This is a genomic window from Eggerthella sp. BIOML-A4 (assembly GCF_009875575.1).
Taxonomy (GTDB): domain Bacteria; phylum Actinomycetota; class Coriobacteriia; order Coriobacteriales; family Eggerthellaceae; genus Eggerthella; species Eggerthella lenta.
In genome coordinates this window covers 190,574-215,244 of sequence record NZ_WWRX01000001.1, presented here as the reverse complement: position 1 = coordinate 215,244, position 24,671 = coordinate 190,574, and the positions used below count along the sequence as shown (strand labels likewise).

Here is a 24,671-nt window from a genome sequence, read left to right as displayed (position 1 = left end):
GAATCCTACTCTATCAGCCGCGGGCCTAGGCCAGCGCCTCTTCCCACGTGATCAGCTCGCCGGTATAGATGCCCTTCACCTGGTCGGAGGTGAGCCCGTCAACGGAGGCATCCGGGTTCACGATAACCGCGATGCCGTCCTGTGCGATAACCGTGGCCTTCACGCCGTTCTCGGAGTCTTTGAGCTCGCGGGAGACCATGCCGATGTCGCAGGTTCCCTCGGTGGCCATGTTCACGCCGGTGGTGGAGTCGGACTGGTTGACCTCGATGGCGACGTCGGGATTGAGAGCCTTGTACGCTTCGGCCAGCTTCTCCATGACCGGGGTCACGGACGAAGAGCCGGCGATGACGATCTTGCCGGACTTGCCGGAAGCCTTATAGGAGCCCGCGCCGTCGGCAACGGAGATGCAACCGTTCTCCTCGACCACCTTCTGACCGTCGGAACTCATGATGTAGTCGATGAAGTCCTGGGCCACGTCGGACACGCCGTCCTTCGTCACGATATTGAACGGACGGGCCACCTTGTACGTGCCGCTCTTCACGTTCTCGGCCGTAGCCTCGGCGCCGTCGATGTTGAGCGCCTTCACCGTGTTGTTCAGCGAACCGAGCGATATGTAGCCGATGGCGTTCGCGTCGCCCGCCACGGACGTCATCATGACGGACGTGGAGTTCGTGATGGCGGCCGTGGGAATGGTCAGATCAACCTTGTCCCCGTTCGCATCCTTTTCCTCGATGCCGAACAGCTCGATGAACGCACCCCGCGTGCCGGAGCCGTCCTCGCGCGAATAGACCGAGACCTTGCCGGACGGGCTGGTCGAAGCCGACGCTCCTCCGTCGGTTGCGCCGCTTTCGCCCTCGCCGCTGCCCGACGCACAGCCGAACAGCCCGAACAGCCCCAGCGCCAGAACCGCCGCACTCACCGCCATTGCCAAACGCTTCTTCATCTTCTTCCTTCCTTCGATGCGCTTTGCGAGCGCATTGCTTTCCGCTGAAACGCGGGCATCGGAGGCCCGCTGCAAGGAACATGATGAAGACGGAGCATCAGAACCGTGTCGGATGCCGGTCAAAAGTCTGTAAAGTTTCGTGAGGCCGTCTTTTTCGTGCCGGCGCTAGATCGACGCAAGACCTACGCCAGGCGTACGCTCAAACTGTGTTGGAAACACTGGCAAGAAATATGGAATCCGCGTTGGAAGCGCGTTGAAAGCGCACGAGATCGAGGAAGATCCGCGCTGGATGCGCGCCATCTGCGCGTGATACGCGGTCGTAATACTAGAAGGTACGAAGCGCAGAGGCGGCGCGGCACCACACCCCTTTCCACCCGATGTTCCCGAGCGAGGGACCGAAGGAGGGAGGTGGACGCCATGACCGTTTTGGCCTTGATAGCGGCGATCCTTGAGTTCGCTTCCAGTTTGCTGGGGTTCTTGACAGCGATAATGGAGCGGCTCCCGATCCGCAAGGACAAGGAGCCGTAACAAGAAGCCAAACCGCCGAAGCGATTCGAGAGCCGTGGGGAGTTAGCAGCTCCCTGCGGCTCGCCTCTATTATACGAACGGGCAGCGCAAAAGCAAGCTCGAACGCAACCTTCCCAGCCTCCCGCGCGCCGATTCATTCCCGGCTCTCGCGCGCCCGTCCCGCGCTTGATCAGTACACGTTGTGGATGACCTCGGCGGAGCCGAGGAGGTTCTCCACGGGCAGCGTGGAGCCGTCGTCGAGCACCACCGTGCCGTCGAAGCGGCCGAACACCTGGTGCTGGTCGGATCGGATCAGCTTGAAGTCCATCCAGTCCACACGGTCGAGCAGCGGTGTGAACACGAGGTCGAGCCGTCCCTCGTCGTCGGTCATATGCCAGGGCTGCATGAGCTGGTAGCGATCGGCCGTCTTCTTCGCGTGCGCGCCGCCCGTCTTTTGGGGGATGCCGAAGTCCACGCGGTGCAGCTTGTGCGCCGCACCGTCGATGAACACCATGTTCTCGGAAGCCGCCGACGTGTCGCCGAACCCGTAGCCCAGGTTGAGGCCGAAGCGACGACCGTCCTGCCAACCCTGCGCCACGGCCCAGTACCACGTGTTGTCGCGCGTCCATACGCCTCGCCCCCAGTCCAGCAGGCCGAACGAGTTCTCGGGGCAGAACCCGTGCACCAAAAGCCCCTTCTTGAAACTGCCCCTCGCCTGCATGGCGACGATCTTCTGGTTGTAGTAGAACGCGAGCGGGTCTTCGGCCCATGGCGTGCTGATCACCATCGAATCGCGCGGCTCCTCGTCCAGCACGGCCTCGAACGTCAGATCGTCGCCACCGTCGAAGCCCGCGAACCACACGTTGAGGCGGCGCTGGCCGCCGGCAACCTCGAAGCGGAACGATACGCGGTTGTTCTCGAAGGAGGTCACGCCCTCGGCCGAGGTGGCGGGCAGCTTGAAGCGCCCCATCGGAAACGGCGAGATCACGCTGGCCGTATGCGACGTGGCCTGCGCGAAGTCCATCACCGATGCCGAGATGAGCCCCACGTAACCCATATCGGCGACGGTCAGCGCCACAGCGAACTCGTCGTCGTTCACCAGGTAGTAGTCCCATTCTTTGATGCGGCGCTTCGGCGCCTTGATACGGTCGCGATCGTACGCGCGCAGAAGCGACGTGGCCCATCCGCATTCGGCGAGCTTGCCGTCGAGGTGGTGCAGCGGGCCTTCGGTCAAACGAGTTTCGGACATGGTTTTCATCGCCTCCTCGCTCACGATTGCTCCTCTTTCCCAAGCCGCAGCGCCCGCGCCATGCGCTTGCGGAAGCTCGGCCTCTGCTTCTGCTTGGGAGTCGGCTTCGGTTTAGGCTTCGGCTTGGTCGGCGCATGGCCGGCGGCTTCCTGCGCAGCGGCCTCTTCGGCTTCCTGCTGCGCCTCCTCCAGCACCTGCTCCGCGCGCTCGGGCGCCGCCGGTCGGGTCAGCGGCGCCACGGCGCGCAGCACCGCATCGGTTGCACGGCCCGTGGTACGGCTGTCGGCCATGCTGAACGAGATGGAACCCGCATAGCCCTGCGCGGTGATCTCCGAGAACGTGAGCTTCGGCTGTTTAACCACCTTGCCGATGCCGGCCGCCGCCTCGCCGGCCTTGCGCTCGATAGCCTCGGCCACTTCGTCGAGATGCTGGCCTTCCGTGGTGACCACGATGGCCAAGCTTACTTGGTTCGTGGGCGGAAGGTGCGTGAGAGCGGTTTTGCTGATGATGGAGTTGGGGATGAGCACTTCCTCGCCCGCGCCGTTGCGTATGGTGGTGTGGCGCCAGGTGATGTCTTTCACCACGCCTGTGGACGAGCCCACCTCGATGTTGTCGCCGGGTTTGATGATGCGCAGCAGGCTGACCTGCAAACCTCCGATGAGGTTCGACAGCGTGTCCTGGAAGCCCAGCGAGATGGCGATGCCGCCGATGCCGAGCGCGGTGATGGCGGCGCTCACGTCCACGCGGAAGCAGGTGGACAGCATGATGCACACGCCGGTGATCCACACGGCTCCGCGGGCGATGTTGATGAAGATGGAGCTTGAGGGCAAATCGCGCTCTTCGTTGATGGCAAGCACGCGGCCCAGGAAGCGCCTCGTCAGACGCGCGACGACTGCCGTGATCGCCAGAATGACCACCGCCGAGATGGCCGTGGTCACCCAGTCGGTGCGCACGATAGCGTCGATGTAGTTTTGAAGCTGTTCCATGCCGTTATCCTACCATGTCGACCATACCGTCGCCAAGGAAAGGAGACGGCGCCTCACCACGATGGGGGCTTTACAGGGAAGTCTTCGTGAGTTTCCCACAAAACGATGCGACCGCGGGCCCGGGTGGCGGGAACGTCAATCAACCGTTGGTTGCGGGAGCCGCGCCACGGAAGCTGGTAGGAATGTTGCGCCTGGACGAAGGGGCCGTCCACCAGCACGTCGGTCTGGTCGAGCAGATCGCGCGCGGCCGGATCGGGGATGCCCTCCTCCAGCTGCTCGTAGCGGTAGCCCGAGTACGTCCACACGTCCAGTCCCAGCTCGCGCACTTGGCGCGCCAATGCGGCGCACGCGGCGGCCTGCTCGAACGGCTCGCCGCCCGAAATGGTGACGCCCTGCACCAGCTTGTTGGCAGCGATCTCCGCCACCACGTCGGCGATGGCGCGCACCGTGCCGCCCGCGCAGGGCTGGCTGTCGGGGTTGTGGCACCCGGGACAGCCGTGCGAGCAGCCCTGCACGAACACGGCATAGCGCAGCCCCGGCCCATCGACGATGGAATCCGGAGCCGTGCCGTAAAGACGTATAGTGTCGGGAGAGGTCACGTTCAACCTGTTACATCTGATGCTTCACGCGGTCGCCTTCTTCGGCGCGCTTGGCATCGTTGAAGCGGTCGAGGGTGCCCACGAGGTAACCGGTGATGCGGCGGATGCGCTCGAACGACTGGCCGTGCTCCGCCTCGGTGCGGCCGCACTTGGGGCACACGTCTCCGATGATGCCGTTGTAACCGCACACGGGATCGCGATCCACCGGATGGTTCACTGAACCGTAGCCGATGCCGCTCTCCTTCATGTGCCGGATGACGGCCTCGAACGCCTCGAGGTTCTCGCTGGGGTCGCCGTCCAGCTCCACGTAGGAGATATGGCCCGCATTCGTCAGCGCATGGTACGGCGCCTCGATCTCGATCTTGTCGAAGGCGCTGATGTCGTAGTACACCGGCACGTGGAAGCCGTTCGTGTAGTAGTCGCGATCGGTGATGCCGGGGATGGACCCGTAGCGCTCACGGTCCATACGCACGAAGCGGCCGGACAGGCCTTCGGCCGGCGTGGCGATGAGGCCGTAGTTCAGCCCGCGCTCCTGCGACAGGCGGTCGAGGTAGCTGCGCATATGGCCGATGATCTCGAGGCCCAGGTTCTGCGAAGCCTTCGACTCGCCGTGGTGCTTGCCCGTCAGCGCCACCAGCGTCTCGGCCAAGCCGATAAAGCCCAGCGACAACGTGCCGTGCTTCAGCACCTCACGCTGCTCGTCGGTAGGCGCCAGCTTCTCGGAATCGATCCACACGCCCTGGCCCATGAGGAACGGTGCGTTGTACACGTGCTTGCGCGCCTGGATCTCGAAGCGCTCGTCAAGCTGCCCCACCGCCAGCGCAAGCTTCGCGTCCAAGAGGTCGAAGAACAGATCGAGGTCGCCCTTCGAGCGGATGGCCAGGCGCGGCAGGTTGATGGACGTGAAGCTGAGGTTGCCGCGGCCGGGAGCGATCTCGCGATCGGGATCGTACACGTTGCCCATGACGCGCGTACGGCAGCCCATGTAGGCGATCTCCGTCTCGGGCGTGCCCTTGTAGTACTGCGCGTTGAACGGCGCGTCGATGAAGCTGAAGTTCGGGAACAGGCGCTTCGCGGAGCAATGCATGGCCAGCTTGAACAGGTCGTAGTTCGGATCCTCGGGGTTGTAGTTCACGCCCTCCTTCACGCGGAAGATCTGCACGGGGAAGATGGGCGTCTCGCCGGAGCCGAGGCCTTCCTCGGTGGCCAGCAGCATGTTCTTCACCACCATGCGACCCTCGGGCGAGGTGTCCATGCCGTAGTTCACCGAGCTGAACGGCGTCTGCGCGCCGGCGCGGCTGTGCATGGTGTTCAGGTTGTGCACGAGCGCCTCCATGGCCTGGAACGTCGTGCGGTCGGTATCGCCCAGGGCGTTCTTAGCCGCATAGGCCACGGCCTTGTCGGCGGCCTCCTCGCTGGCGCCGACCTCCACGAGCGCCGCGCGCACGGCGGCCTCGAAGCCCTCGTCCATGGCGAGGCTGGCCCACACGCCCGTCTCCGCCTCGATGCGCGCGAGCGCGTCCTGCGCGAACGCGCGGGAGTCGTCCACGGAATCGCCCAGCAGCAGATCGACGGCTTCGGCCAGATGCTTCTTGTACAGGCGGCGGTACGTCTTGCGCACGCCCTCGGCCAGACCGTAGTCGAAGTCGCAGATAGCCTGGCCGCCGTGCTGGTCGTTCTGGTTGCTCTGGATGGCGATGCAGGCCAGCGCCGCGTAGCTGGCGATGTCGTTGGGCTCGCGCAGCACGCCGTGACCCGTGGAGAAGCCGCCCTTGAACAGCTTCTTCAGCTCGATCTGGCAGCATGTGGTAGTGAGCGTATAGAAGTCCATGTCGTGGATGTGGATGTCGCCCTCACGATGCGCTCGCGCGAACTTCGGGTCGATGACGCACATCTCATAGAACTGCTTGGCCGACTCCGAGCCGTACTTGAGCATGGTGCCCATGGCGGTGTCGGCGTCGATGTTGGCGTTCTCGCGCTTCATGTCAGAGTCCGACGCCTTCGAGAACGTGATGTCCTTGAGCGTTTGGATGAGGCGGCTGTTCACGTCGCGCGAGCGGCTGCGCTCGGCGCGGTACAGGATGTAGGACTTGGCCGTCTGCACGAAGCCGGACTCGATGAGCGTCTCCTCCACGAGGTCCTGCACGCCCTCAACCGTGGGCGCGCCCTCGATGGCGCCGCTCTCCAGCTTGTCCACCACGCGCTGCGCGATATCCTCGGCCGCCGCACGATCCTGCATGGCCCCGCATGCCTGGAAAGCGCGCTCCACCGCCTCGGCGATCTTCTCCTGCTTGAATTCCACCGTCCGGCCGTCGCGCTTCATGATGGTCTCGACCATGCTGCCAATCCTCTCTTCGAGCTTCTTCTTGCTTCGTCGTTTTCCTGCTGCGAGCTGTGGCTTCGCTTGGTTTATGCGCAGTGTTTCCACACGATCTACGCCATGTTTTCCACAATATGTAGTAGTAGGTGATGTTAGGAAAGTGAACATATAGTACTCGCGCGGCGCCCACCATGCAAGAGGTAAAACCATGGAGATTCAACGCCCACACGGGATACGGCGGGCGATTCACAGTATATCCACGGGCATGCAGGCGAACGTTGAAAGCTCGTCCGAGGCGACGCGCGCACGCGGGGAGCAGCTTCGCCAGAAGAGCACCGCGAACGACGGGCTCGCACCGATGCCCCTGCCGGTCGCTGCAGCCTCGCCCCACGCGCTATTGGACGGTGCCGTACACCTGCCCCCACGCATGCCCGCCGATAGCCGAGTTCAGCTGGTCGCATAGGCGCTGGCGCGTGTAGCTGCCGGGCGGCAGCAGGTTGACGATCTCGGCCAGGTCGTCGGGAAGATCGGCGGCCTCGGCGGCCACGACGATGTCGAGGCGGCGGAGCTTCTCCTTCGGCCCCAGCCCGAGGTACAGCGAATCCACCACATCCTGCAGCGCTCCGTAATGCGGGCTGCGCACCGTGTTAGAGCCTGCCATGCTACTCCTCCACATCCGAGCGCACAACGTCGAACCCTTCGCTGGCCGCCGCGAGCGCGCCTGCATAGGCCGGCGTGGCGGCACCGGCCGCACGCAGGAACTGGGCTCCGGCCGCACGCAGCTGCACGGCCGCCCCTACCAGCACATCGGGGCAGTAATACGGGTTCTCGTGCGTAGCGTCGCCTTGCTTCGGATTATGCTCGCGCACGATCAGCTGAGCCAGCACCGGCAGCCGCCCCGCCCCGCTGGCGCGGCGAGCGAACGTCACGGCCGCATCGAGCGGAGCCGCCGTGGCGAAGCCGACCACGCTGGCCTCGTAGTCCACCATGACGGCGAGCGCATCCTCGAGCGTGTGCCGGCCGTCGGCCAGCATGCCGTCGGCATCCACGTCCACCGACGCGAACACCGGCGCGCCGCTCACCTGGCGCACGCCCATGAGCGCGCACTTGAGGTCGGCCGGGTTGGCGAACCCGTTGAGGAAGAACGCGTCGAACTCCTGGCCATCGCAGGCGCGGGCGGCACGGGCGTACTGGTCGCGGTTCTCGTTGAGCGAGCTTTTGCTAGCGGCATCGAGGGGGAGGCCGCACGGGCCGATCTCCACCAGCACGTGCTGGGACTTCAGCTCGCGCGCCAGGGACAAGCCCGTGCGCACGATCTCCGCCGCGCGGTCCTCCATGCCGCGATGCGCCAGACGAGCAGGCGCGATGCCTTCCGTGTTCGCCACGAGGCACTGGGCGCCTGCCATCTTGTTGAGGCGCAGCGCATCGCGCACCGCCTCCGGCTCCACAAGGTTGGCGAATTCGAGATCGTGTTCCACGTCGAACCCTTGCCGGGCCAGTACAACGGCAACCGGCGAGGACAGCACGAGCATGTCCTTGTGAAAACGAAGCGCGATATCGGGCATGGGGAGTTCCTTTCGTCAGGTGATCCATGATACCGAAAAGAGCCCCGACATGCGACCGTCGAAATGCGCCGATGCGCTCGCGCACGCCGAGACGGAAGCATCTCGCGCGAACGGCGCAGTTCGAGCGGCGGAAGGAAGGAGGATGGACGCTCGCCGACGCTTCGCGGCATTTCACAGGACGAACATGAGTCGATCACGTGTTCTTCAAGGCTTACTTTTATACTTGGTCTCGCAAACGAAAGAATCCCCTCCTTTCAGTTTGTACTGCTTTTCCCCTTACAAAGCAGTGGCGGCACCTCGGTGCCGCACATCCCCCTCCTTGTGGCCCGGTGGAGCTCCCCTCTCCCCGGGCCGATCTGTTTCTCGTACCCGCACACACCCGCTTCCGCATCATCGACCAACGCATATCATCGTAGAACATGTTACTTCAGGTCGATGCCGCTTTGAGGCAATGCCGTTCGCCAACCTTTCGCTCGCCAGATTTCTGCGGCGCGGCGCCCATCGGAAAACTTCTTTTCCTGACTCTTTCGATCCTTGTTAACGAACCGTTACTCTGCGACCCATCGTTTCACAAAACGCGCACGCCCGCATCATACGATGTGCGCGAACGACCCGTATACTAGCAGCTGTAAACGAAAGGCTCCCCTCCTTTCAGTTTGCCTCTGCTTTACCCCCTTAGAAGCAGAGCGATGCGCAAGCGTCGCATCATCCCCCTCCTTGTGGCCCGGTGGAGCTCCCCTCTCCCCGGGCCGATCTGTTTTCATGCCCCTCGCTTCGTCGAACCCGCCGAGACAATGTATGGAGCCCGCGCCCACGCAGCGGCCGCAAGCTGAACGGCAGAGCGGCAGAACCTCCGCCTGAGCCGTCACCCGGTCACGTCCCTCGCTGCGAACGCGCGATTTCGCCAACCTACGCTGCTAAACCAGGATTGACATGCACCGCCGCATGCCGCTTCCTCTGTCGGACAGCTAGCGATCAGGCGAGGCGAGCGTCCGGCCGATGGCCGAAGGGGGCTTCCGAGCCGCCGGCGAGTTTTCGCGGGGCGGGTCGACCTGAGCTATGTCAATCCCGGTTTAACAGCGAACGCCATACGATGTGCTGCAAAAACGCCGGTTTGGCAGTCCCGGCCCGATCTGGCGGTGCGTTCCGAGGCGGCGACAAAGCGCGAACTGGGATTACGCCTCGCCGATCCTCGGGAAGGAGCGTCGGGCGCGATCGAAGGCCGCCGAAGACTGCCAAACCGACGTTTTTGCAGCACATCGTATGGCGAAGCCGTGCGGCCGAACAAGCATGCGCGTACAAACGTTTCACATGAAACACTAAGAGGGACTCCACGGTTTGGGGCGGGATCCCAGCTGCAGCTCCACGTGGAACCGCACGGCTTCGGACGATCCCCGACCACGGACCCGACAGGCCCGCGACGTCCTCGGTTCGACGGCAAGACCCCCGCTTCTTGGCAGCAATCGACCGGTTTGGTAATCCCGCCGAGTGCTTCACTTGACGTTTCGAGAACCCGAGCTGGGGAAACGCCTTCGATCGCGCTCGGCAAGCCCGAAGCGCCGCAGCCGGGTCCTCGCCAGAATTGCCAAACCGGTCGATTCCTACCGCCCGACGTCGTTTTCGCCGTCAAACCCCCGGCGCTCCGTTGGACAATCAGCTCGAGCTTCCGCGTCAGGGGTTTTCCCTGTCTTTTTGCGTCATGTTTACCTATCTGTTACTTTCAAGGCCCCCAATTCACAAAACATGCACTCGTGCATCATATGATATTCAATGTCAACTTTTATAATAGCTTCAGCAAACGAAAGGCTCCCCTCCTTTTCAGTTTGCATCTGCTTACCCCTTAAAGCAGAGCGGCACCCAATAGGTGCCGCATCATCCCCTCCTTGTGGCCCGGTGGAGCTCCCCTCTCCCCGGGCCGATCCTTTTCTCGGGAAGGAACGCCTATGAACATCGTGGTCCTCGAAGGACAGGTGAACAACCCCGGCGACTTGAGCTGGGACGCGCTCGACCGGTTCGGCACCGTCACCGTGTACGACCGCACGTCGCGCGACCAGCTGAAAACTCGGGTAGCCGAAGCCGACATCGTCGTGTCGAGCAAGACGGAATGGAACGCCGAGGCGCTCGGCTGGGCTCCTCGCCTCAAGATGATCGCGCTCACCTCCACCGGCTACAACGTGGTGGATCTCGACGCGGCGCGCGATGCGGACGTGATCGTATCGAACGTGCCCGCCTACTCCACGCCCGACGTGGCGCAGATGACGTTCGCGTTGCTGCTGGAGCTGTGCTTGCATGTAGGAGAGCATTCCAATCTGGTCATGGAAGGCGACTGGACGCGCGCCAAGGACTTCTCGTTCTGGAACACGCCGCTCGTGGAGCTGGCAGGCAAGACGATGGGCATCGTCGGCATGGGAAGCATCGGGCAGGCAGTATGCCGCATCGCGCGTGCTTTCGGCATGCCCGTGGTGTTCGAGAATCGATCGGCAAAACCCCAACTGGAAAGCGATGGCGTGCGCCAAGTGAGCCTCGACGAGCTGCTGGCCGTTTCGGATGTGGTGACCCTGCACGCACCGGCCACGCCCGAAACCGACCGCATGATGAACGCCCAGACCATCGGCCGCATGAAGGACGGAGCGTACCTCCTGAACACTGCGCGCGGCACGCTGGTGGACGAGCAGGCCGTGGTGGACGCACTGCGATCCGGCAAGCTGGCGGGTTTCGCAGCCGATGTCGTGTCGGTGGAGCCCATGCAACCCGACAACCCCTTGCTGCAAGCGAAAGGCCAGAACATCATCGTAACGCCCCATATCGCCTGGGCTACCCACGAAGCCCGCGAACGCTTGCTGGCTACCGTGACCGCTAACGTCGGCGCGTTCGTGGAGGGCGCACCGCAGAACGTTGTGAATTAGACGGCTACGTACGACTGCGTCTCGGAACCCGGCCGCTTCCGCGGCATCCCGGCTTCACCTCACTCTGCCGCCCGTCGCACGACGGGCGGCAGTGCGTCAACGCGCGGCCTTGCAAGCAGTGAACGCGGGGACGGGCTTCACGTCCGACACCGCCGCATCGGTCAAGCGGGACGTTTCGACCGCCCCGTCGAAATACGTCACCGTGAATACGTCTTCGTCGGCGACTTCAACGCCGTTCACTTTGAGCGATCGCACTTTGCGATCTGCATCATAGTCCACCTCGGCTCCCGACACCTCGTAGCGGAACGGAGCAAGGGCCTCCCTCGACGCGTCCTTCCGCTCGAACGTGCGCCCGCTCTCTAGCACCGCGCGCAGGTCTTCGCCCGAAATGCGCGCAGTGGCCAGCGTGGGCACCGGCTTCCCCGCATTGGGCAAGAGCACGGTCAGCTCATTGGCGTGCAGCTCCCCTTCGTACAGCTTGCCGGAAATCCCATAAGGATGCATTTGCCCGTCTGCCATGCCGCCAGGCAGCATAAGGCACAGGTCGGTGCCCCCGTACTCCCTGAACGCGTCGGCGAAGTATCGGACGGTCTCCTCCCGGCTCAGGTCGCGTTCGATATGTGCCACTACGTCGCCGATCTGGGTTTCCGACTTGTTGGACTTCATAGCCTCGTCGCAGGCCTGCAACGCTTCCTCGGCGCTGACGGTGCCAGCGATGTACCCGCCCAGCGCCTCTCCTCCCAGCAAGAGCGGCGCAGTGTAAGCCGCCAACTCCACAAGGTTATTGCGGTCGACCACGTTGCGGTAATCGCTCAAAAGCGGCGCGTGGAGCTCGCCGTCCGCCTTTCTCGTGGCCGGATATCGCCCTTCCGCGCCATCCGTGAACATGCTCTGGCCCTCGGGGGTGCTCATCAGGTCGAACATCTCCAGCGCTATGGCCAGCTTCTCCTCGTTGCCCGGCTCTTCCAGCTTCTTGTTAATACCGTAGTACGAGCTGACCGCATACAGGTACCAGCCGTTATCTTCGCCCTCGCCTCTCGCAAGGAACGGAGCTTGGCCCAAATCGAAGTCGAAATCAGTGGTCTTCACGTTGTTGGCAACGCCGTAGATCATGGCCACGTCACCGTTCGCGAACATCTCCGCGGCGTCCGAATTCGACAGGGAAAGGTCGTCAGCCGAAATCAATCCGCTGTCGAGCCAAAGCCGATACTCGTCCATGAAAGGCTCGAACGTGCCCACCATGCTCGCTTCGCCCGCAAGATAATCCTGTTCCCAAGACGACCCCTGCGGCGTGTGCAGAAACTGCGCCGAAGCGATATTGGTCAGCTGCAGGAAGCGTTGACCCGTCAGCTCCATCGAGTACGCCATAAGCCGGATGCCCTCCGCCTTCGCCTGCTCGTTGAGGGCAATGAGTTCCTCGAGCGACTGAGGCGCCTCCCAGCCGTGCTCGGCGAAAAGGTCCTTGTTGTAGAAGAACCCTGCAAGCGTCAGGTAACCCGGCAGATAGTAGAGGCTGCCGTCGATGGTCATGCGATCGAGAACGCTGGGAAGGTACTCGCTGGAAAAATCGTACGCCGCGAGATCCACCAGATTATGCTCCAAATCCTCGGTCAGATCCTGATTGCGCGTGTTGATCAGGATATCGGGGATATCGCGCTGCTCGAGCTCGGTGACGATCTGCGCGGAATAGTTGCTGTTCGAATACGTATCGAACTCGAAGCGCAGGTTGGGGTGACGATTGGTCATCTCGTCCAACAGCTCCTGCGGCAGCTCCTTGGTCTGGCATTTCGATACCGTCAGCACTATCTCATCGTCGCGTCCGGACGCATTGCCCATAGCCTCGCCGGAACAGCCGACCAGTCCGATGCCGACCAGCGACCCCGCTAGCGCGATCGACGCGAACGTCTTCGCCGCCTTACCGGCTCTCTTCAACGCTTTCACCGCGATCTCCGTTTCCCCTCATCGTATCGTCTAGTTTGAAATCCTGGAACTCATCGGCGGGCATTGGTTTTCCGAACACGTACCCCTGCACCACATTGCAGCCGACGCTCTCGAGGAAATCCACCTGTCCCATATCCTCGATCCCTTCGGCAACCGTTTCGATACGCATGTCGCGCGCTATGCCCACGATGCCGTTGACGATGCTCCTTGCCTTGTCCATGTCGGTATCTCCGCGGAAGAACCCCTGGTCAAGTTTGATGATATCCACTTCGAGACTACGCAACATGTTGAGGCTGGAGTAACTGCTCCCGAAATCGTCCATGGAGCAACGTGCGCCTAACGCGTGGATGCGCCGAATAACTTGGTTGATCTCGCCGGTGCGATCGAACACGACGGACTCGGTGAACTCGAATTCCAGGTAGCGAGCCGGAACCTGGTTCTCGGCGATATGGCGCTCGTAGCGCGCGAAGAAATCCGAAACGTCGAAGTTCGAGCGCGAGACGTTGACTGAAACGCAGAAAAGCGGCCTCCCCTCCCGCTCCCATCGCTTCAACAAAGCGCACACCTGGCAAAACATGTAGAAATCCAGCTCGGCGATAACGCCGTCGCGCTCGAAGAGCGGAACGAACTCGTTCGGGCAGAGCATGCCTTCCGGAGAGATCCAGCGCACGAGCGCCTCGGCACCGACGATGCAGCGCTCGGGCAGCGCAACCTTCGGCTGCAAATACATATGAAACTCGCCGTTCGCAAGCGCATGGGGAAAGCGATCCTCGAGCTCCTTCTCTCGAAGGAAGCGCCGACGGAGGCGATCATCATAGAAGCCAACGCGTGCACCGCTTGGAAGCATCCGCTTCTCCGCGCTCGCACGCGCCAAGTTAGCCGCATCGGTCACGAGCGTGAACTCTTGCTCGAGCGCATCGTCGTCCAGTATGTAAGCGCCGAAGTCCATCGACACGAGCACTTGCTCGCCGACGCTCTCGGACGTGAGCCTGAACTCGTTTAGACGCTCCTTCGTCGACGCCTCGTCAGGCTCGCGCAACAGAATGACGAAATGGTCTGCGGAGACGCGTGCCGCGAACTCGCCTTCGCGCAGCTGCCGCTCTATCATGTCGTACGCCGACCTGAGCAGACGGTCTCCGCCCTCCTTGCCCTCGCGATCGTTGTACGACTTGAATTTGGCTATGTTGGCGTACACGAGCACCAAGTTACGCGGATCCGTTCGGACGACGTCGTAATAGCGCTCGCGAAACCGGCCGGCCGTGTCTCCGCCGGTAACAGGATCCACGTAGGCGATGGCCTCCAACCGTCGACGATTGCGATGCTGCACGATCACGATGAACAGCATGATCACGCCGAACACCAACGCCACCGTAACGCCCACCGCCACGGTCAGCAGATACAGGCTGTTCGTCCTCTGATCGGCGTAATCGCTGGGAACGATGGACAGCAGATGCCAATCGCTCACGCCCACAGGCGTATAGCAGAAATACGAACTGACGCCGTTGTACTTCGCAAGAACGACGCCTTGTTCCCCCTTTTTGAGCCCCGCCCGCAGAACGTGGACCGGCTCTTCGTCATCGGCGTTCTGGCTCTCCAAAGCCGACACGATATTGTACTCGCCGCTGATGGCCGTTTGATCCTCGGGACGCACCGCCACCGAACCGTCGTCCTTGACGATGCAGGCGTATCCTCTCCCTTCGAACGAATCGATGGACAGGAGCTGCAGCATCTCGTCCACCCCGTACACGCCCGCAAGCGCCTTCATGTGATGCCCATCGATGACCGCGTTCACGGGAATTGAAAACACGAGCACATCCTGGCCGTCCATGGTCTCGATACCCGAGATGGAACGTTTGCCTTCAAGCAACGTCTTGTTGAGATAGTCCTGCGACCTGGTGTAGCGCTGCGTGGTGTCGGCGAAGTACCACACGCCGTCCTCGTCCACATAAGCAAGGCGGGACAGATTCCACCGATCCCTATCCTCGGCCATTTCTCCGTTCAGCTCGTCGAGCGTGGCGCCGTTCTCCACCAACGTCATCTGACCGCGTTCGATGGTTTCCATCGCCGAGAATATCTGAGAGGTGACCGTGCGCACGTTCTCGGTGATCTGGCTGGATATATCAGCCAAGTATCCGATGCTGTCTTTGCGGGTAAGATTGCGAACCGTGTCCGAGTACGCGTGGACTAGCAGCGCTCCTCCTATAACGGCGACGATGACCACGGAGGCAACGGCAGCCGCAAGCCCGATCATGCCTCTTTCGCCGCGCGCGTGCCTCATGACACCTCCAGCTGCCGGATACGCTTTTTCGAGGACATTATACTATTCGAAGGCCTGCCAGATGACGGCAGGCCTTCGCAATCGCTCCGTTACGCTCGGCGACGGTTGTTCTCGCTATTCTGCTGCGCGCCTGAACAGCACGTTGTTGGTTTCCAGCCAGCTTTCCACCGTGCCGGTGTCGAAGCCGTCGGCGGGGTCGATGATCAGCGCGTACATCTCCTCCTCGCGCAGCACGGCGTCCAGCGCATCGGTCAGCTGGATCTCGCCGCCCACGCCGGGCTCCACGTCGGCCAAAAGCTCCATCACGCGAGCGCTGAGGAGGTAGCGGCCAAACACGGCCAGGTTCGACGGCGCGTCCTCCAACGCCGGCTTCTCCACCAGCGCGTCGATCTTCCACACGTCGTCGGCCACGGCCTCGCCCGCGATGACGCCGAAGCGGCTGACCTGGTCGTCCGGCACCGGCATGACGGCGATGACGCTGGCGCCGCCGTGCGCGTCGGACACTTTCTGCATGCGCGGCAGCATCTTGTTGTCGGGCACCAGCACGTCGCCCAACAGCACGTAGAACGGCTCGTCGCCCGTCTTCTCGTGCGCGCACCGCACCGCATGCCCCAAGCCCAGCGCCTCGTCCTGGTACACGTAGCTCACGTTGTAGTTGCCCACGCGCTCCACTGCGTCGGCATACGCATCCTTCCCGCGGGCGCGCAACAGCTCCACAAGCTCCGGGTTCGGCGAGAAGTGCTCCTCGATGGCTTTCTTCTCGCGGCTGTTGATGATGACCACCTCGTCGGCGTCAGACGCGAGGCCCTCCTCCACCACGTACTGGATGGCCGGTCGGTCGACTACCAGCAGCATTTCCTTCGGCTGCGCCTTCGTGGCGGGCAGGAAGCGCGTGCCGAGGCCGGCAGCGGGAATGAGAGCCTTCATGGGCATACCTTTCTCTGTAACGTGCGCGAAGCGCCGCAGAAGCGGCGCTTCGTCCATGGTGTTCGGTTATTGTAGCACGACGGGAAAACCCGTCGCCATCCTGCTACTTTGCCTGCAGTTCCGCGACGGCCTCTTCCAAAACCGCCATCTGCTTCTCGGCCTTCTTGTAGCTCAGCGTGATGACCAGCATGTACACCAGAATAGCCAACCACATGAGCACGTACGCTCCGATGATGAACGGCATCGACGGAACGATGGTGCTGTATATCTCTACGAGAACCGGATTCATAAGTTTCTCCTTTTATCAACAACGAACATCCCACAGGTCCAGCAAGGTCAGCGAGGGCTTCCGCAGTGCCCGAGATCGCCCCGCTCCGCCGTTCGCAGAACGGCGGACCCTCAGTCTTCCAACTGCTCCTTCAGCGCTTCGACGCGCTCGGTCAGGCGAACCTGGCGGAAGCGGAAGCGGTACAGGGCGAACCCGATCAGCATGATGCCGACGAGGCAGAACATGAGCGTGATGCCCATATCGGCCGACATGCCGCCCTCGCGCACGACCACCGGGTGGATGCTGGAGGGAATCAGGCGCGTTACCATAAAGCAGATCGGCACGTCGATGAGGGCGATGATGCTGAGCACCGCCCCGTACGTCGCGCGACGCTCGGGCTCGTCGATGGCGTTGCGCAGGATGAAGTACGCGATGATGATGAGCATGAGGATGAGGTACGTCGTCAGGCGCGGATCCCACGTCCACCACACGCCCCATTCGAACCTCGTCCACAAGTCGCCCGTGATCATCGTGCACGCCACGAACAGCAGCGCGATCTCCATCGCGATCTTCGAGCAGGTGTCGAAGCGGCGGTTCTTCGTCATGAGGAAGCGAACCGCGTAATAGCCCGCGAACGCCAGCGCGATGAACGACGTGATAGCCACCGGCATATGGAAGTAGAAGATCTTCTGCGACAACAGCAGCACGCTGGTCACCATCTGGCCGCCGATCATCTCGACGCCGTTCACCGCGGCACCGTTCACCGGCGAAGCCCACAGGAACGCCAGCAAAAAGCCGATCGTCGACAGCACGGCGCCCGCAACGAGCACCGTCGGCGTTATCCGGTCGGGCCATTGCCCCGCTTCCGGCAGCTTGAGCGCCTTTTTCGTTTTCTCAGTCATTACTCTCCTTCTGTCACGGATCCAACCAAAGTCAGCGAGAAGGGTCCTGGTGCTGAAAATCGCCGTGTTGCGCGGCCGCGCGTGCTTTCGCACGCAAGGGCAAGCGCAAAAGCGGCGAGTTTCGGCGCCAGGGCGCCTCGCAGCATCGAGCAGTTCCGTCGGCCGGCAGGCCGACGGAACATCAAGCGCTAATCACGAAATCGTACAGAACCCACGATGCGAGGATCATGATCACGTCGTAGCCGCCCGCAAGCGCCAACGACGTCAGCATGATGTCCGCGTATCCTTCCGCGCCCACGATGACCGCCGTCGTCGCGGACACGCATGCGTACAGAAGCGGGAAGATCAGCGGGATGAACAGCACGGCCAGCATCACGTCCTTGCCGCGCGTGTTGATGGTGATAGTGGACAGCAGCGTGCCGATGCCCGCCACGCCGACGGTGCCCACGAGCAGCGGCACCACGAGCAACCAGAAGCTCTCGGACGGCGTGGTGGTGGTCAGGAAGAAGAAGTAGAACAGCGGCACGGCGATCACTTCCACCACCAGCAAGAACAGCAGGTTCGACGTCGATTTCGCCAGGAACACCACCGAACGGTCCATCGGCACCAGCAGGATGCCCTCCATGCAGCCCTGCTCCTTCTCGTGCGCGAACGAGCGGTTCAGGCCCAAAAGCGACGTGAACACGATGAGCGCCCACAGAAGGCCGCCGCTCATCTGCAGCACGTCGGTGGTCTGCGAGGTCTGCGCCAGCGCCGCCCCGTACACGATGATCACCAAAAGCGCGTAGATGCCCATGGACGTGAGCATCTCCTTCGTGCGGAACTCCTGCTCCAAGTCCTTGCGCAGCAGCGTCTTGTACTGCCGGAACGTCGAGGGCTTCTTCAGCTCGACCGCCATCTACGCCACCCCCATGCCAACCGTCGAGCGATACAGCGTCGAGAACTCGTCGAAATCGAACGCATCCTTCTCGTCGAACGCCACCACCTTGCCCTTCGCCAACACCAGCGCATGCGTGCACATGGCGAAGCCCTTCTGCAAGTCATGGCTCACCATAACGAACGTGCGTCCTTCGCGCTGCTGGTCGATCAGGCCGTCGAATATCTCCACCGCGTGCGGGTCGAGCCCCGAGTACGGCTCGTCCAGAAACACCACGTCGGGATCATGGATGAGCGCGCGGGCGATGGACAGGCGCTGCGTCATGCCGCGCGAGAACGTGCGCACCACGTCGAGGCGGCGGTGTTTCAGCTCCACCGCCTCCAGCAGCTCGAGGACGCGCGCCTCGGGGTCGACCACCCCGTAGAGGCGCGCGTAGATCATCAGATTCTGCTCGGCCGTCAAATCGGGGTAGAGCATCGAGTTGTGCGAGATGAGGCCGATGTGGTCGCGCGCCTTGTCCGGATCCTCCTTCAAGTCCACGCCCATGAGCGTGGCCGAGCCCGACGTGGCCCTCGACAGCGTGGACAACACGCGCAGCAGCGTGGTCTTGCCCGCGCCGTTCGGACCGAAAATGGACAGGAACGCGCCCTGCGGCACCTCGATCGACACGTTGTCGACGGCCCGGCGGTTGCCGAACACCTTCGAGAGCTTCTTGGTCTTGATCGCAGGTTCCACAACGGCCTCCATGGCGCTTTACGCCTCGACTTTCTCAGGTTCGGGCTTCTCGGCGGTCTCGACCTCGGCCTCCGCATCCGCGTCGGCAGGCGCCGCGGTGCCGTCGGCCAGCTTGCGCTTCGCGCCACGGCGGCCGACGGTGGCTATCAGCACGCCAGCCATCAGCAGGCCGAAGCCGATCCACACTTCCAGGATCAGCGGATTCACGCGCACGTCCATCGAGAAGTCACCGTCGGAGTTCACGCCGCGGTACACGACGAACAGATCCTCGGTCGGGAACGTGATGACGCTGGCCACCAGCTTCTGCTGCTGCGTGGACTGGACGAACTGCACCGTCGGATCAACGGCCCCGACGAACTCGCCGTTCTTGTACACGTCGAAGTACACGGTGTAGAGGATGTCATCGTCGTTCGGCTGCGGAGCGATATTATTGCCGGTGTAACGCAGCTCGAAGTCTTGGATGACGAAAGGCTCGGAAGCCGAGTCGGTTTCCTCATCGTACTTCACATAGCCGGTCTTCTCGGTCACGTACATCGAGGAGCCGATGAGGCCCACGAGGATCACGGCCATGCCCAGGTGGGCGACGAAGCCGCCGAACGTGGACGCGCGGTTCACCAGCATGCCCCAAGCGGACGCCAGCACGTTGCCTTGGTGCCCCTTCTGGTAGCCGCGGATGGCGCGACCCAGCATGAACAGCGAATTGAAGAACAGCAGGCTGGCCACCAGCAAGCCCACCACGGCCACGCCGTTGTAGTACCACGACGGGCCCTGCTCCAAGAGGCCGTCGGCCTCGGTGCCGCCCGCCGCCAGGATGGCGTCGTAGCTGGGCAGCAGGTAGGTGACGAAGTAGAACATGAGCACGGCGAACAGCACGACGGCGCAGATACTCGGGATGCGGGCGCGCTTCCAGAATTGCTTGCCTTCGGTGCGGCCCCACGAAAGCAGCGGGCACACGGCCAGGATGGCCAGGTAGATCACGCCGAGCGGACGGGCGATGGCGTTGTACGTGCCGGCCGACACCGTCTGGCCGCCGAACGGCAGGAAAGCAGGAAGCGCCGACGAGACGGTCAGGTACGTCAGCAGCACCGCGAACACGACCATGATGACGTTGTTGAAATAGTAGGCGGCATCCTTCGACAGCATGTTCTCCACGTCGTCGGCGCCCGAGGAGGCCGGGCCGAAGCTCTTCCACCGCACGATAAGGCCCACGATGCCGGCCAGGATGGACGCACCGATGAGCGCGCCGAACAGCGCGAGCGACACGGGATCGCCCTCGAAGGCGTGCACCGACTGCACGAGACCCGAACGGGAGATGAACGTGCCCACGATGACGAACGCGAAGGTCAGGCACGCGCACATGACCGACCAGCGCTTGAACGCGCCGCGCTGGCGGTACACGGTGAAGCTGTGGATGAGCGCGACGCCCACGATCCACGACAGCAAGCTGGCGTTCTCGACGGGGTCCCAACCCCAGTAGCCGCCCCAGCCGAGCACGACGTACGCCCAGATGGCGCCAAGGCCGATGCCCACGCCCAGGAAGAACCAGGAGAACAGCGTGTAGCGCTGCGAGCGCACGACCCATTCCTTAGAAGAATCGTTCACGATGATAGCCGCGATGGCGTACGCGAACGGGATGGTGAGACCCGCGTAGCCCACGAACAAAGTGGGCGGATGGATGGCCATGGCCCAGTGCTCCAGCAGCGTGTTCATACCCAGCACCGAAGCTGCAGCCGTCAGATTGCCCGAGCCGTCGAAGTACTTGGCAGGCGTAGCTGCAAACGGCATGTTGCTTTCGGAGAACAGGATCACGCCCACGAACGCCGCCAGCACCAGCTGCGACACGAGCAGCGCCATAGAATCCAGCTTCCTGCCCTGCCTCATATTGCGAACGGCCACCACCGAGTTGAAGATGGCGATGAGCCAACCCCAGAACAACAGCGAGCCTTCGCGGCCTGCCCACAGACCCGACAGCTTGTAAAGCCAGGCGATGTCGCTGGACGAGTCGCTGCGATAGCGCAGCACGTACTCGATGCTGGTATCGCCGGTCATGAAGCAGTACACCAGCACGCCGCAGCACACGGTCAGAGCCGCCAGCGTCACCAGCACGGCCACATGCCCGCCCCACGTCAGCGTCTCGCCTGCACCGCCCGACTTCTTGCGGGACAACAGGGCTCCCGCGACCAGGCACACGATGGACACCGCTACGCCGGCGAATGCGACGAGCACTCCTATCAAACCTATAGTTGGCATGTACTATCCTTTCGGGGCGGCTATGCGACCGCCCTTCGTTTGTAGAAACCGGTCTAGCCTTCGAGGGCCACTTCGGTTGCGGAGAACTTGCCCTGCGCGTTCATGGATCCGGTCAGGACGAGCGAAGAGCCGTCCTTCACTTCCTCCGAGATCGCGTCGTTGAACTCGACGGCAAGCTCTTCGCCGTTCTCGGGATCGACGAGCACGAACCGGTCGCCCTCGCCCGCCGCCTTCAGCGTGCCGTCCTTCACCGCGCCGGCCACCTTCACCGGCTTGTCGACGACCTCGTCGCCGTATCCCGTCAACTGGGAAACCGTCAACGCGTTCGTGGCGTTCTCGTACTTGGACGGGCACTTCGTGACCAGCTCGCTGGCGTTGAGCACGCCGTCTTCGCCGACCTTGCCCGTGCAGATGGCCGTCACGTCGTTGCCGAACGTGGCGGAAACGCCGCCCTCGAAGCGCACGCGGAGCTGCTGGGTGATGTCCCCGTTCGGATCGTAGATGTCGAACGTCAGCACGTTGCCTTCGGTTGCGAATGAATTCTCGACGACGTTGCCGCTCACCTGGATCTTCTGATCCGCATAGCTCCCTGTCGCAGCCTCTGCCACCGACACGGTCTTCGCCGAGCTCGTACCGCCGACTACAGCTAGGATAACCACCAGCACAATGACGATGATGCCGGTCACCACAACCATGCGACGCTTCGTTTTCGCGTTCACGCTCGCCTCCTCAATTGCCTCTCTCCAACCGTCATTTTCACGTACCTCAAAGTTCCGAGGAGCGCAATGGCGCCGAATTCAAAGATTCACCATGCGCGGCGCCTCGGCGTGGAAGCCTCCTGCATATCTCGCATTCGCAGGGCCACCATTTCGTTCCTCGGACCTTTGACAAAAGGAGCCCGTCCAAGCGTACGATGGCGCTTCGGCGGGCTCCCTCTTGCTTATTCGGTTCTTTGCTCGCGAACGAGCGGTGGTGCTGTCAGTGGCTTACGCCGCAGTCGAAAGCTTGTTGGCCTCGGCAACCGTCAGCCAGCCCTCGGGCACTTCGGCCTCGCTGTGGCACTGCGTGCAGTACATCACAGAAGCGCGGTGCGCCTTGTGGCACTCGCTGCACTCGATCTCGCCGTGCTGCGCCTTGTGCGGGTTGAACTCCATACCGCTCGTAGCCTTCACGAGGTCGTCGCGCGTCAGGTTGTGGCAGCTCTCGTTCAGGCAGAACTCGTCGCCGTCAAGGCCGCGCGCCTCGGTCAGCATGTCCGTGTCGCGCTCCTCAAGCGGGTACACGTAGTTGCCGGTGACCCAGTTGATGCCCTCGGACATCTGCTCGCTCAGCGTGGGCACGTGGCAAGACATGCAGTCCTTGCCCTGGGCCTTGTGCGAGACGGCCAGCATCGCGTTCGTGTTGCTCACTTCGTTGCCCCACTTGTCGACGCCCGTGGTGCCAGGCTCCTGCTCGTACGTCTCAAGGTACTCGTCCATCGGCGTGTGGCAGATGGCGGCGCAGAAGCTCGGCTGCTCGTGCCAAACCCAGAAGCCGGCACCGGCTGCAATCAAGACAACCACGACGACGCCCACGACGATCGACCACTTCTTTCCCTTTTTCTTGGGAGCGGCTTCCTCGGTCGTAGAGCCCTCGGTCGCAGGTGCCTCAGTGGCGGCTTCCACTTTGGTTTCCTCTTCGCTCATGCTCTCTAACCCCCTTTCTCATGATCTCGTCTTGCATTTCCGTCGTCTCCGTTACAAAGTGGCATCGATTTCGCTGCCAAACGGAAACACAAGCACTTTACCACATGCATACTAGCGGTCAACCGACAAAAAACCTATCACCCATTTGGGGGGAATTAGCCCGGATTCACCCCGTTTTTCGTGTGATTCGGCCCTTTTTCGGCAAAAACAATGCATCAAGCCGGTCGAGGGGTCCTAAGACGGGGAAAGGAAGCCAGGCTTCCTTTCCCCACCCCTCTAAAGACGTTGGAGAGAACGTCGTTGTCGGCTAAGCGAGCATCGCCAGGGCTTCGTCGGCAGCAGCCTCGGCCTTGTCGAGCGTCTCGTTGGTCAGCTTGGAATTGTGCGCTCCCTCGCTGTTTTCAACCATCACGAAATCCCAGTAGAACTGCGCGTTGCGCTGAAGCTTCTGCAGCTTGGCAAGCTCCTCGGACGCAGCCGGGATATCGGTCTTTGCCTCGTTCGCAGCCTTCATGGCGGCGATCTCGTCAGCGTACTTCGCAGCGATCTTGTTGGTCATGTCCTCGATCTTCTCGCTGATCGCGGTCACGCGCTCTTCCTCGCTGGCCTGGATGTCCTTGACCTTCTTCTCCAGGTCGTCGTGGCACTTGCTGCAGTCGTTCTCGATGAGCTGCTTGTTCTCGAGCGGGCTCACCCAGTTATGCGACGTGTACTCGCCGTTCGCGCCCTCAGCGGGAGCCATGTGGCAGTCGGAGCAGCCGTAGCCGGCCTTGGCCATCGGGGACTGCTCGCCGCCGTGCATGGTCTCGAACTCGGGATGCTGAACCTTGATCATCGGAGCGAACGTGTCAGCGTGGTTCCAATCTTTGAAGTTGCGCTCGTCGTAGTAAGCCAGGATGGCGTCCGGGGTCATCTGATCGAGGCCCGTGTAGGGGTTCGTCGTGGCCTTGGTCTCGCCATCGAAGTAGTACTCGTTGTGGCACTGGCCGCACACCTGGGAGTTCATCGGGGCCTTGCTGCCCTCGCCCGCGTCGTTGCCCAGCGCCTTCACGAAGTACGAACCGGTCACCTTGAGCGACTGAGGATCGTTCTCGTGGCAGTTGTAGCAGCTGACCGGCTCGGTGAACTCGCCGATCAAGTCGTTGAACTTCTCCTTGTACACGCCTTCTCCCTCATCGTTCACCATGGCGGTGAACTGCGGGGTCTTGCAGGTGATGCAGCCGGCGAGCTGCTCTTTCTGCGTGGTGCGCGGAGTTTCCTTCACGCTCTGCAGCGTGTACAGATGGCTGGCCGCCTCGTCATAGCCGAGCGCGAACGCGTAACCCTTGTACATGGTGTTCAGAGCCGGGTACAGCTCCAGATAATTGTGCTTGTCGCCGCCATCCTGAAGAGGCGCGTTGGACTTGTTCTCCATGTACGAAGCGTACTGGTCCGGATACGCGTCCTTCCACGACTCGGCGGTGACGACGCCGTACTTATCGGGCTCAGGCGTTTCCACCTGCTGCACCGTTTTGTTCTCATCTGCCTTCTGCTCCGTAGCGTCTTCGGTAGCCTGGGGCGCACATGCAACCAGCCCCATGACCATACCGAATGCGCAGACGGAGGCGGTCCAGACAGCGAGTTTGTTCCTCTTGGTCTTAACCATACAATCTCCTCCCTTCGACTGACGATCTCTCCTTCACAAAATATACAACTTTTATTGACGGAATGCACGAGAAACGAGGGTATTCGGG

At 62.4% G+C, this 24,671-nt stretch carries 19 protein-coding genes; 1 reads left to right on the top strand and 18 read right to left on the bottom strand.

The annotated features are described in order from the left end of the window. Positions 1 to 25 precede the first annotated feature (25 nt). From GT613_RS00950 to GT613_RS00920, 7 genes are all read right to left on the bottom strand, one after another. Positions 26 to 943 carry a substrate-binding domain-containing protein gene (locus tag GT613_RS00950; RefSeq protein ID WP_114516368.1) on the bottom strand — a complete coding sequence of 306 codons (918 nt, stop codon included), beginning with the start codon at positions 941 to 943 and terminating at the stop codon, positions 26 to 28. Between the two features lie 697 nt (positions 944 to 1,640). Next, positions 1,641 to 2,723: a DUF2804 domain-containing protein gene (locus GT613_RS00945; protein ID WP_114516369.1), complete on the bottom strand. Its 1,083-nt coding sequence runs from the start codon at positions 2,721 to 2,723 to the stop codon at positions 1,641 to 1,643. Then, positions 2,720 to 3,685, bottom strand: coding sequence for a mechanosensitive ion channel family protein (locus GT613_RS00940; RefSeq protein WP_161172467.1), 966 nt, complete (start codon positions 3,683 to 3,685; stop codon positions 2,720 to 2,722). The genes GT613_RS00945 and GT613_RS00940 overlap by 4 nt, the downstream gene beginning before the upstream one ends. 53 nt (positions 3,686 to 3,738) lie before the next feature. After that, positions 3,739 to 4,284: an anaerobic ribonucleoside-triphosphate reductase activating protein gene (gene nrdG, locus GT613_RS00935; RefSeq protein ID WP_114516376.1), complete on the bottom strand. Its 546-nt coding sequence runs from the start codon at positions 4,282 to 4,284 to the stop codon at positions 3,739 to 3,741. Positions 4,285 to 4,294: 10 nt separating this feature from the next. After that, the gene (locus tag GT613_RS00930; RefSeq protein ID WP_015761255.1) at positions 4,295 to 6,622 is read right to left on the bottom strand and encodes an anaerobic ribonucleoside triphosphate reductase; all 2,328 of its coding nucleotides are present in this window, start codon (positions 6,620 to 6,622) and stop codon (positions 4,295 to 4,297) included. Between the two features lie 376 nt (positions 6,623 to 6,998). Beyond that, the gene (locus tag GT613_RS00925) at positions 6,999 to 7,265 is read right to left on the bottom strand and encodes a hypothetical protein (RefSeq protein ID WP_009306693.1); all 267 of its coding nucleotides are present in this window, start codon (positions 7,263 to 7,265) and stop codon (positions 6,999 to 7,001) included. Position 7,266: 1 nt separating this feature from the next. Continuing rightward, entirely contained in the window at positions 7,267 to 8,169 is a 903-nt protein-coding gene (locus tag GT613_RS00920; RefSeq protein ID WP_114516370.1) for a homocysteine S-methyltransferase family protein, read from the bottom strand. A gap of 1,943 nt (positions 8,170 to 10,112) precedes the next feature. On the opposite strand from GT613_RS00920, the gene GT613_RS00915 reads away from it, so the two are divergent. Beyond that, complete coding sequence (locus GT613_RS00915) at positions 10,113 to 11,075, top strand: D-2-hydroxyacid dehydrogenase (protein ID WP_114516371.1); 963 nt, start codon at positions 10,113 to 10,115, stop codon at positions 11,073 to 11,075. Positions 11,076 to 11,171: 96 nt separating this feature from the next. Here GT613_RS00915 and GT613_RS00910 read toward each other — a convergent pair whose 3' ends face one another. The 11 genes from GT613_RS00910 to GT613_RS00860 all read right to left on the bottom strand — a co-directional run bounded on the left by GT613_RS00910 (position 11,172) and on the right by GT613_RS00860 (position 24,583). Continuing rightward, positions 11,172 to 13,016, bottom strand: a complete 1,845-nt coding sequence (locus tag GT613_RS00910) for an extracellular solute-binding protein (RefSeq protein WP_114516372.1) — start codon at positions 13,014 to 13,016, stop codon at positions 11,172 to 11,174. Further along, complete coding sequence (locus tag GT613_RS00905) at positions 12,991 to 15,294, bottom strand: EAL domain-containing protein (RefSeq protein ID WP_240132846.1); 2,304 nt, start codon at positions 15,292 to 15,294, stop codon at positions 12,991 to 12,993. The genes GT613_RS00910 and GT613_RS00905 overlap by 26 nt, the downstream gene beginning before the upstream one ends. A gap of 114 nt (positions 15,295 to 15,408) precedes the next feature. Continuing rightward, on the bottom strand, positions 15,409 to 16,221 hold the full coding sequence (locus GT613_RS00900; RefSeq protein ID WP_114516377.1) for a UTP--glucose-1-phosphate uridylyltransferase: 813 nt from the start codon (positions 16,219 to 16,221) through the stop codon (positions 15,409 to 15,411). Positions 16,222 to 16,324: 103 nt separating this feature from the next. Further along, positions 16,325 to 16,510, bottom strand: a complete 186-nt coding sequence (locus tag GT613_RS00895) for a hypothetical protein (RefSeq protein ID WP_009306699.1) — start codon at positions 16,508 to 16,510, stop codon at positions 16,325 to 16,327. Between the two features lie 110 nt (positions 16,511 to 16,620). After that, the gene (locus GT613_RS00890) at positions 16,621 to 17,391 is read right to left on the bottom strand and encodes a cytochrome c biogenesis protein (RefSeq protein WP_114516374.1); all 771 of its coding nucleotides are present in this window, start codon (positions 17,389 to 17,391) and stop codon (positions 16,621 to 16,623) included. Between the two features lie 181 nt (positions 17,392 to 17,572). Further along, on the bottom strand, positions 17,573 to 18,289 hold the full coding sequence (locus GT613_RS00885) for a heme exporter protein CcmB (protein ID WP_009306701.1): 717 nt from the start codon (positions 18,287 to 18,289) through the stop codon (positions 17,573 to 17,575). Next, positions 18,290 to 19,015: an ABC transporter ATP-binding protein gene (locus GT613_RS00880; RefSeq protein WP_009306702.1), complete on the bottom strand. Its 726-nt coding sequence runs from the start codon at positions 19,013 to 19,015 to the stop codon at positions 18,290 to 18,292. It abuts the gene before it with no gap. A 6-nt stretch (positions 19,016 to 19,021) separates the two neighbouring features. Continuing rightward, positions 19,022 to 21,253 carry a heme lyase CcmF/NrfE family subunit gene (locus tag GT613_RS00875; protein WP_009306703.1) on the bottom strand — a complete coding sequence of 744 codons (2,232 nt, stop codon included), beginning with the start codon at positions 21,251 to 21,253 and terminating at the stop codon, positions 19,022 to 19,024. A gap of 53 nt (positions 21,254 to 21,306) precedes the next feature. Continuing rightward, positions 21,307 to 21,972 carry a cytochrome c maturation protein CcmE gene (locus GT613_RS15715; protein ID WP_009609369.1) on the bottom strand — a complete coding sequence of 222 codons (666 nt, stop codon included), beginning with the start codon at positions 21,970 to 21,972 and terminating at the stop codon, positions 21,307 to 21,309. Between the two features lie 267 nt (positions 21,973 to 22,239). Continuing rightward, on the bottom strand, positions 22,240 to 22,938 hold the full coding sequence (locus GT613_RS00865) for a cytochrome c3 family protein (protein WP_009306705.1): 699 nt from the start codon (positions 22,936 to 22,938) through the stop codon (positions 22,240 to 22,242). Positions 22,939 to 23,245: 307 nt separating this feature from the next. Beyond that, on the bottom strand, positions 23,246 to 24,583 hold the full coding sequence (locus tag GT613_RS00860; protein WP_009306706.1) for an ammonia-forming cytochrome c nitrite reductase subunit c552: 1,338 nt from the start codon (positions 24,581 to 24,583) through the stop codon (positions 23,246 to 23,248). Between the last annotated feature and the right edge of the window lie 88 nt (positions 24,584 to 24,671).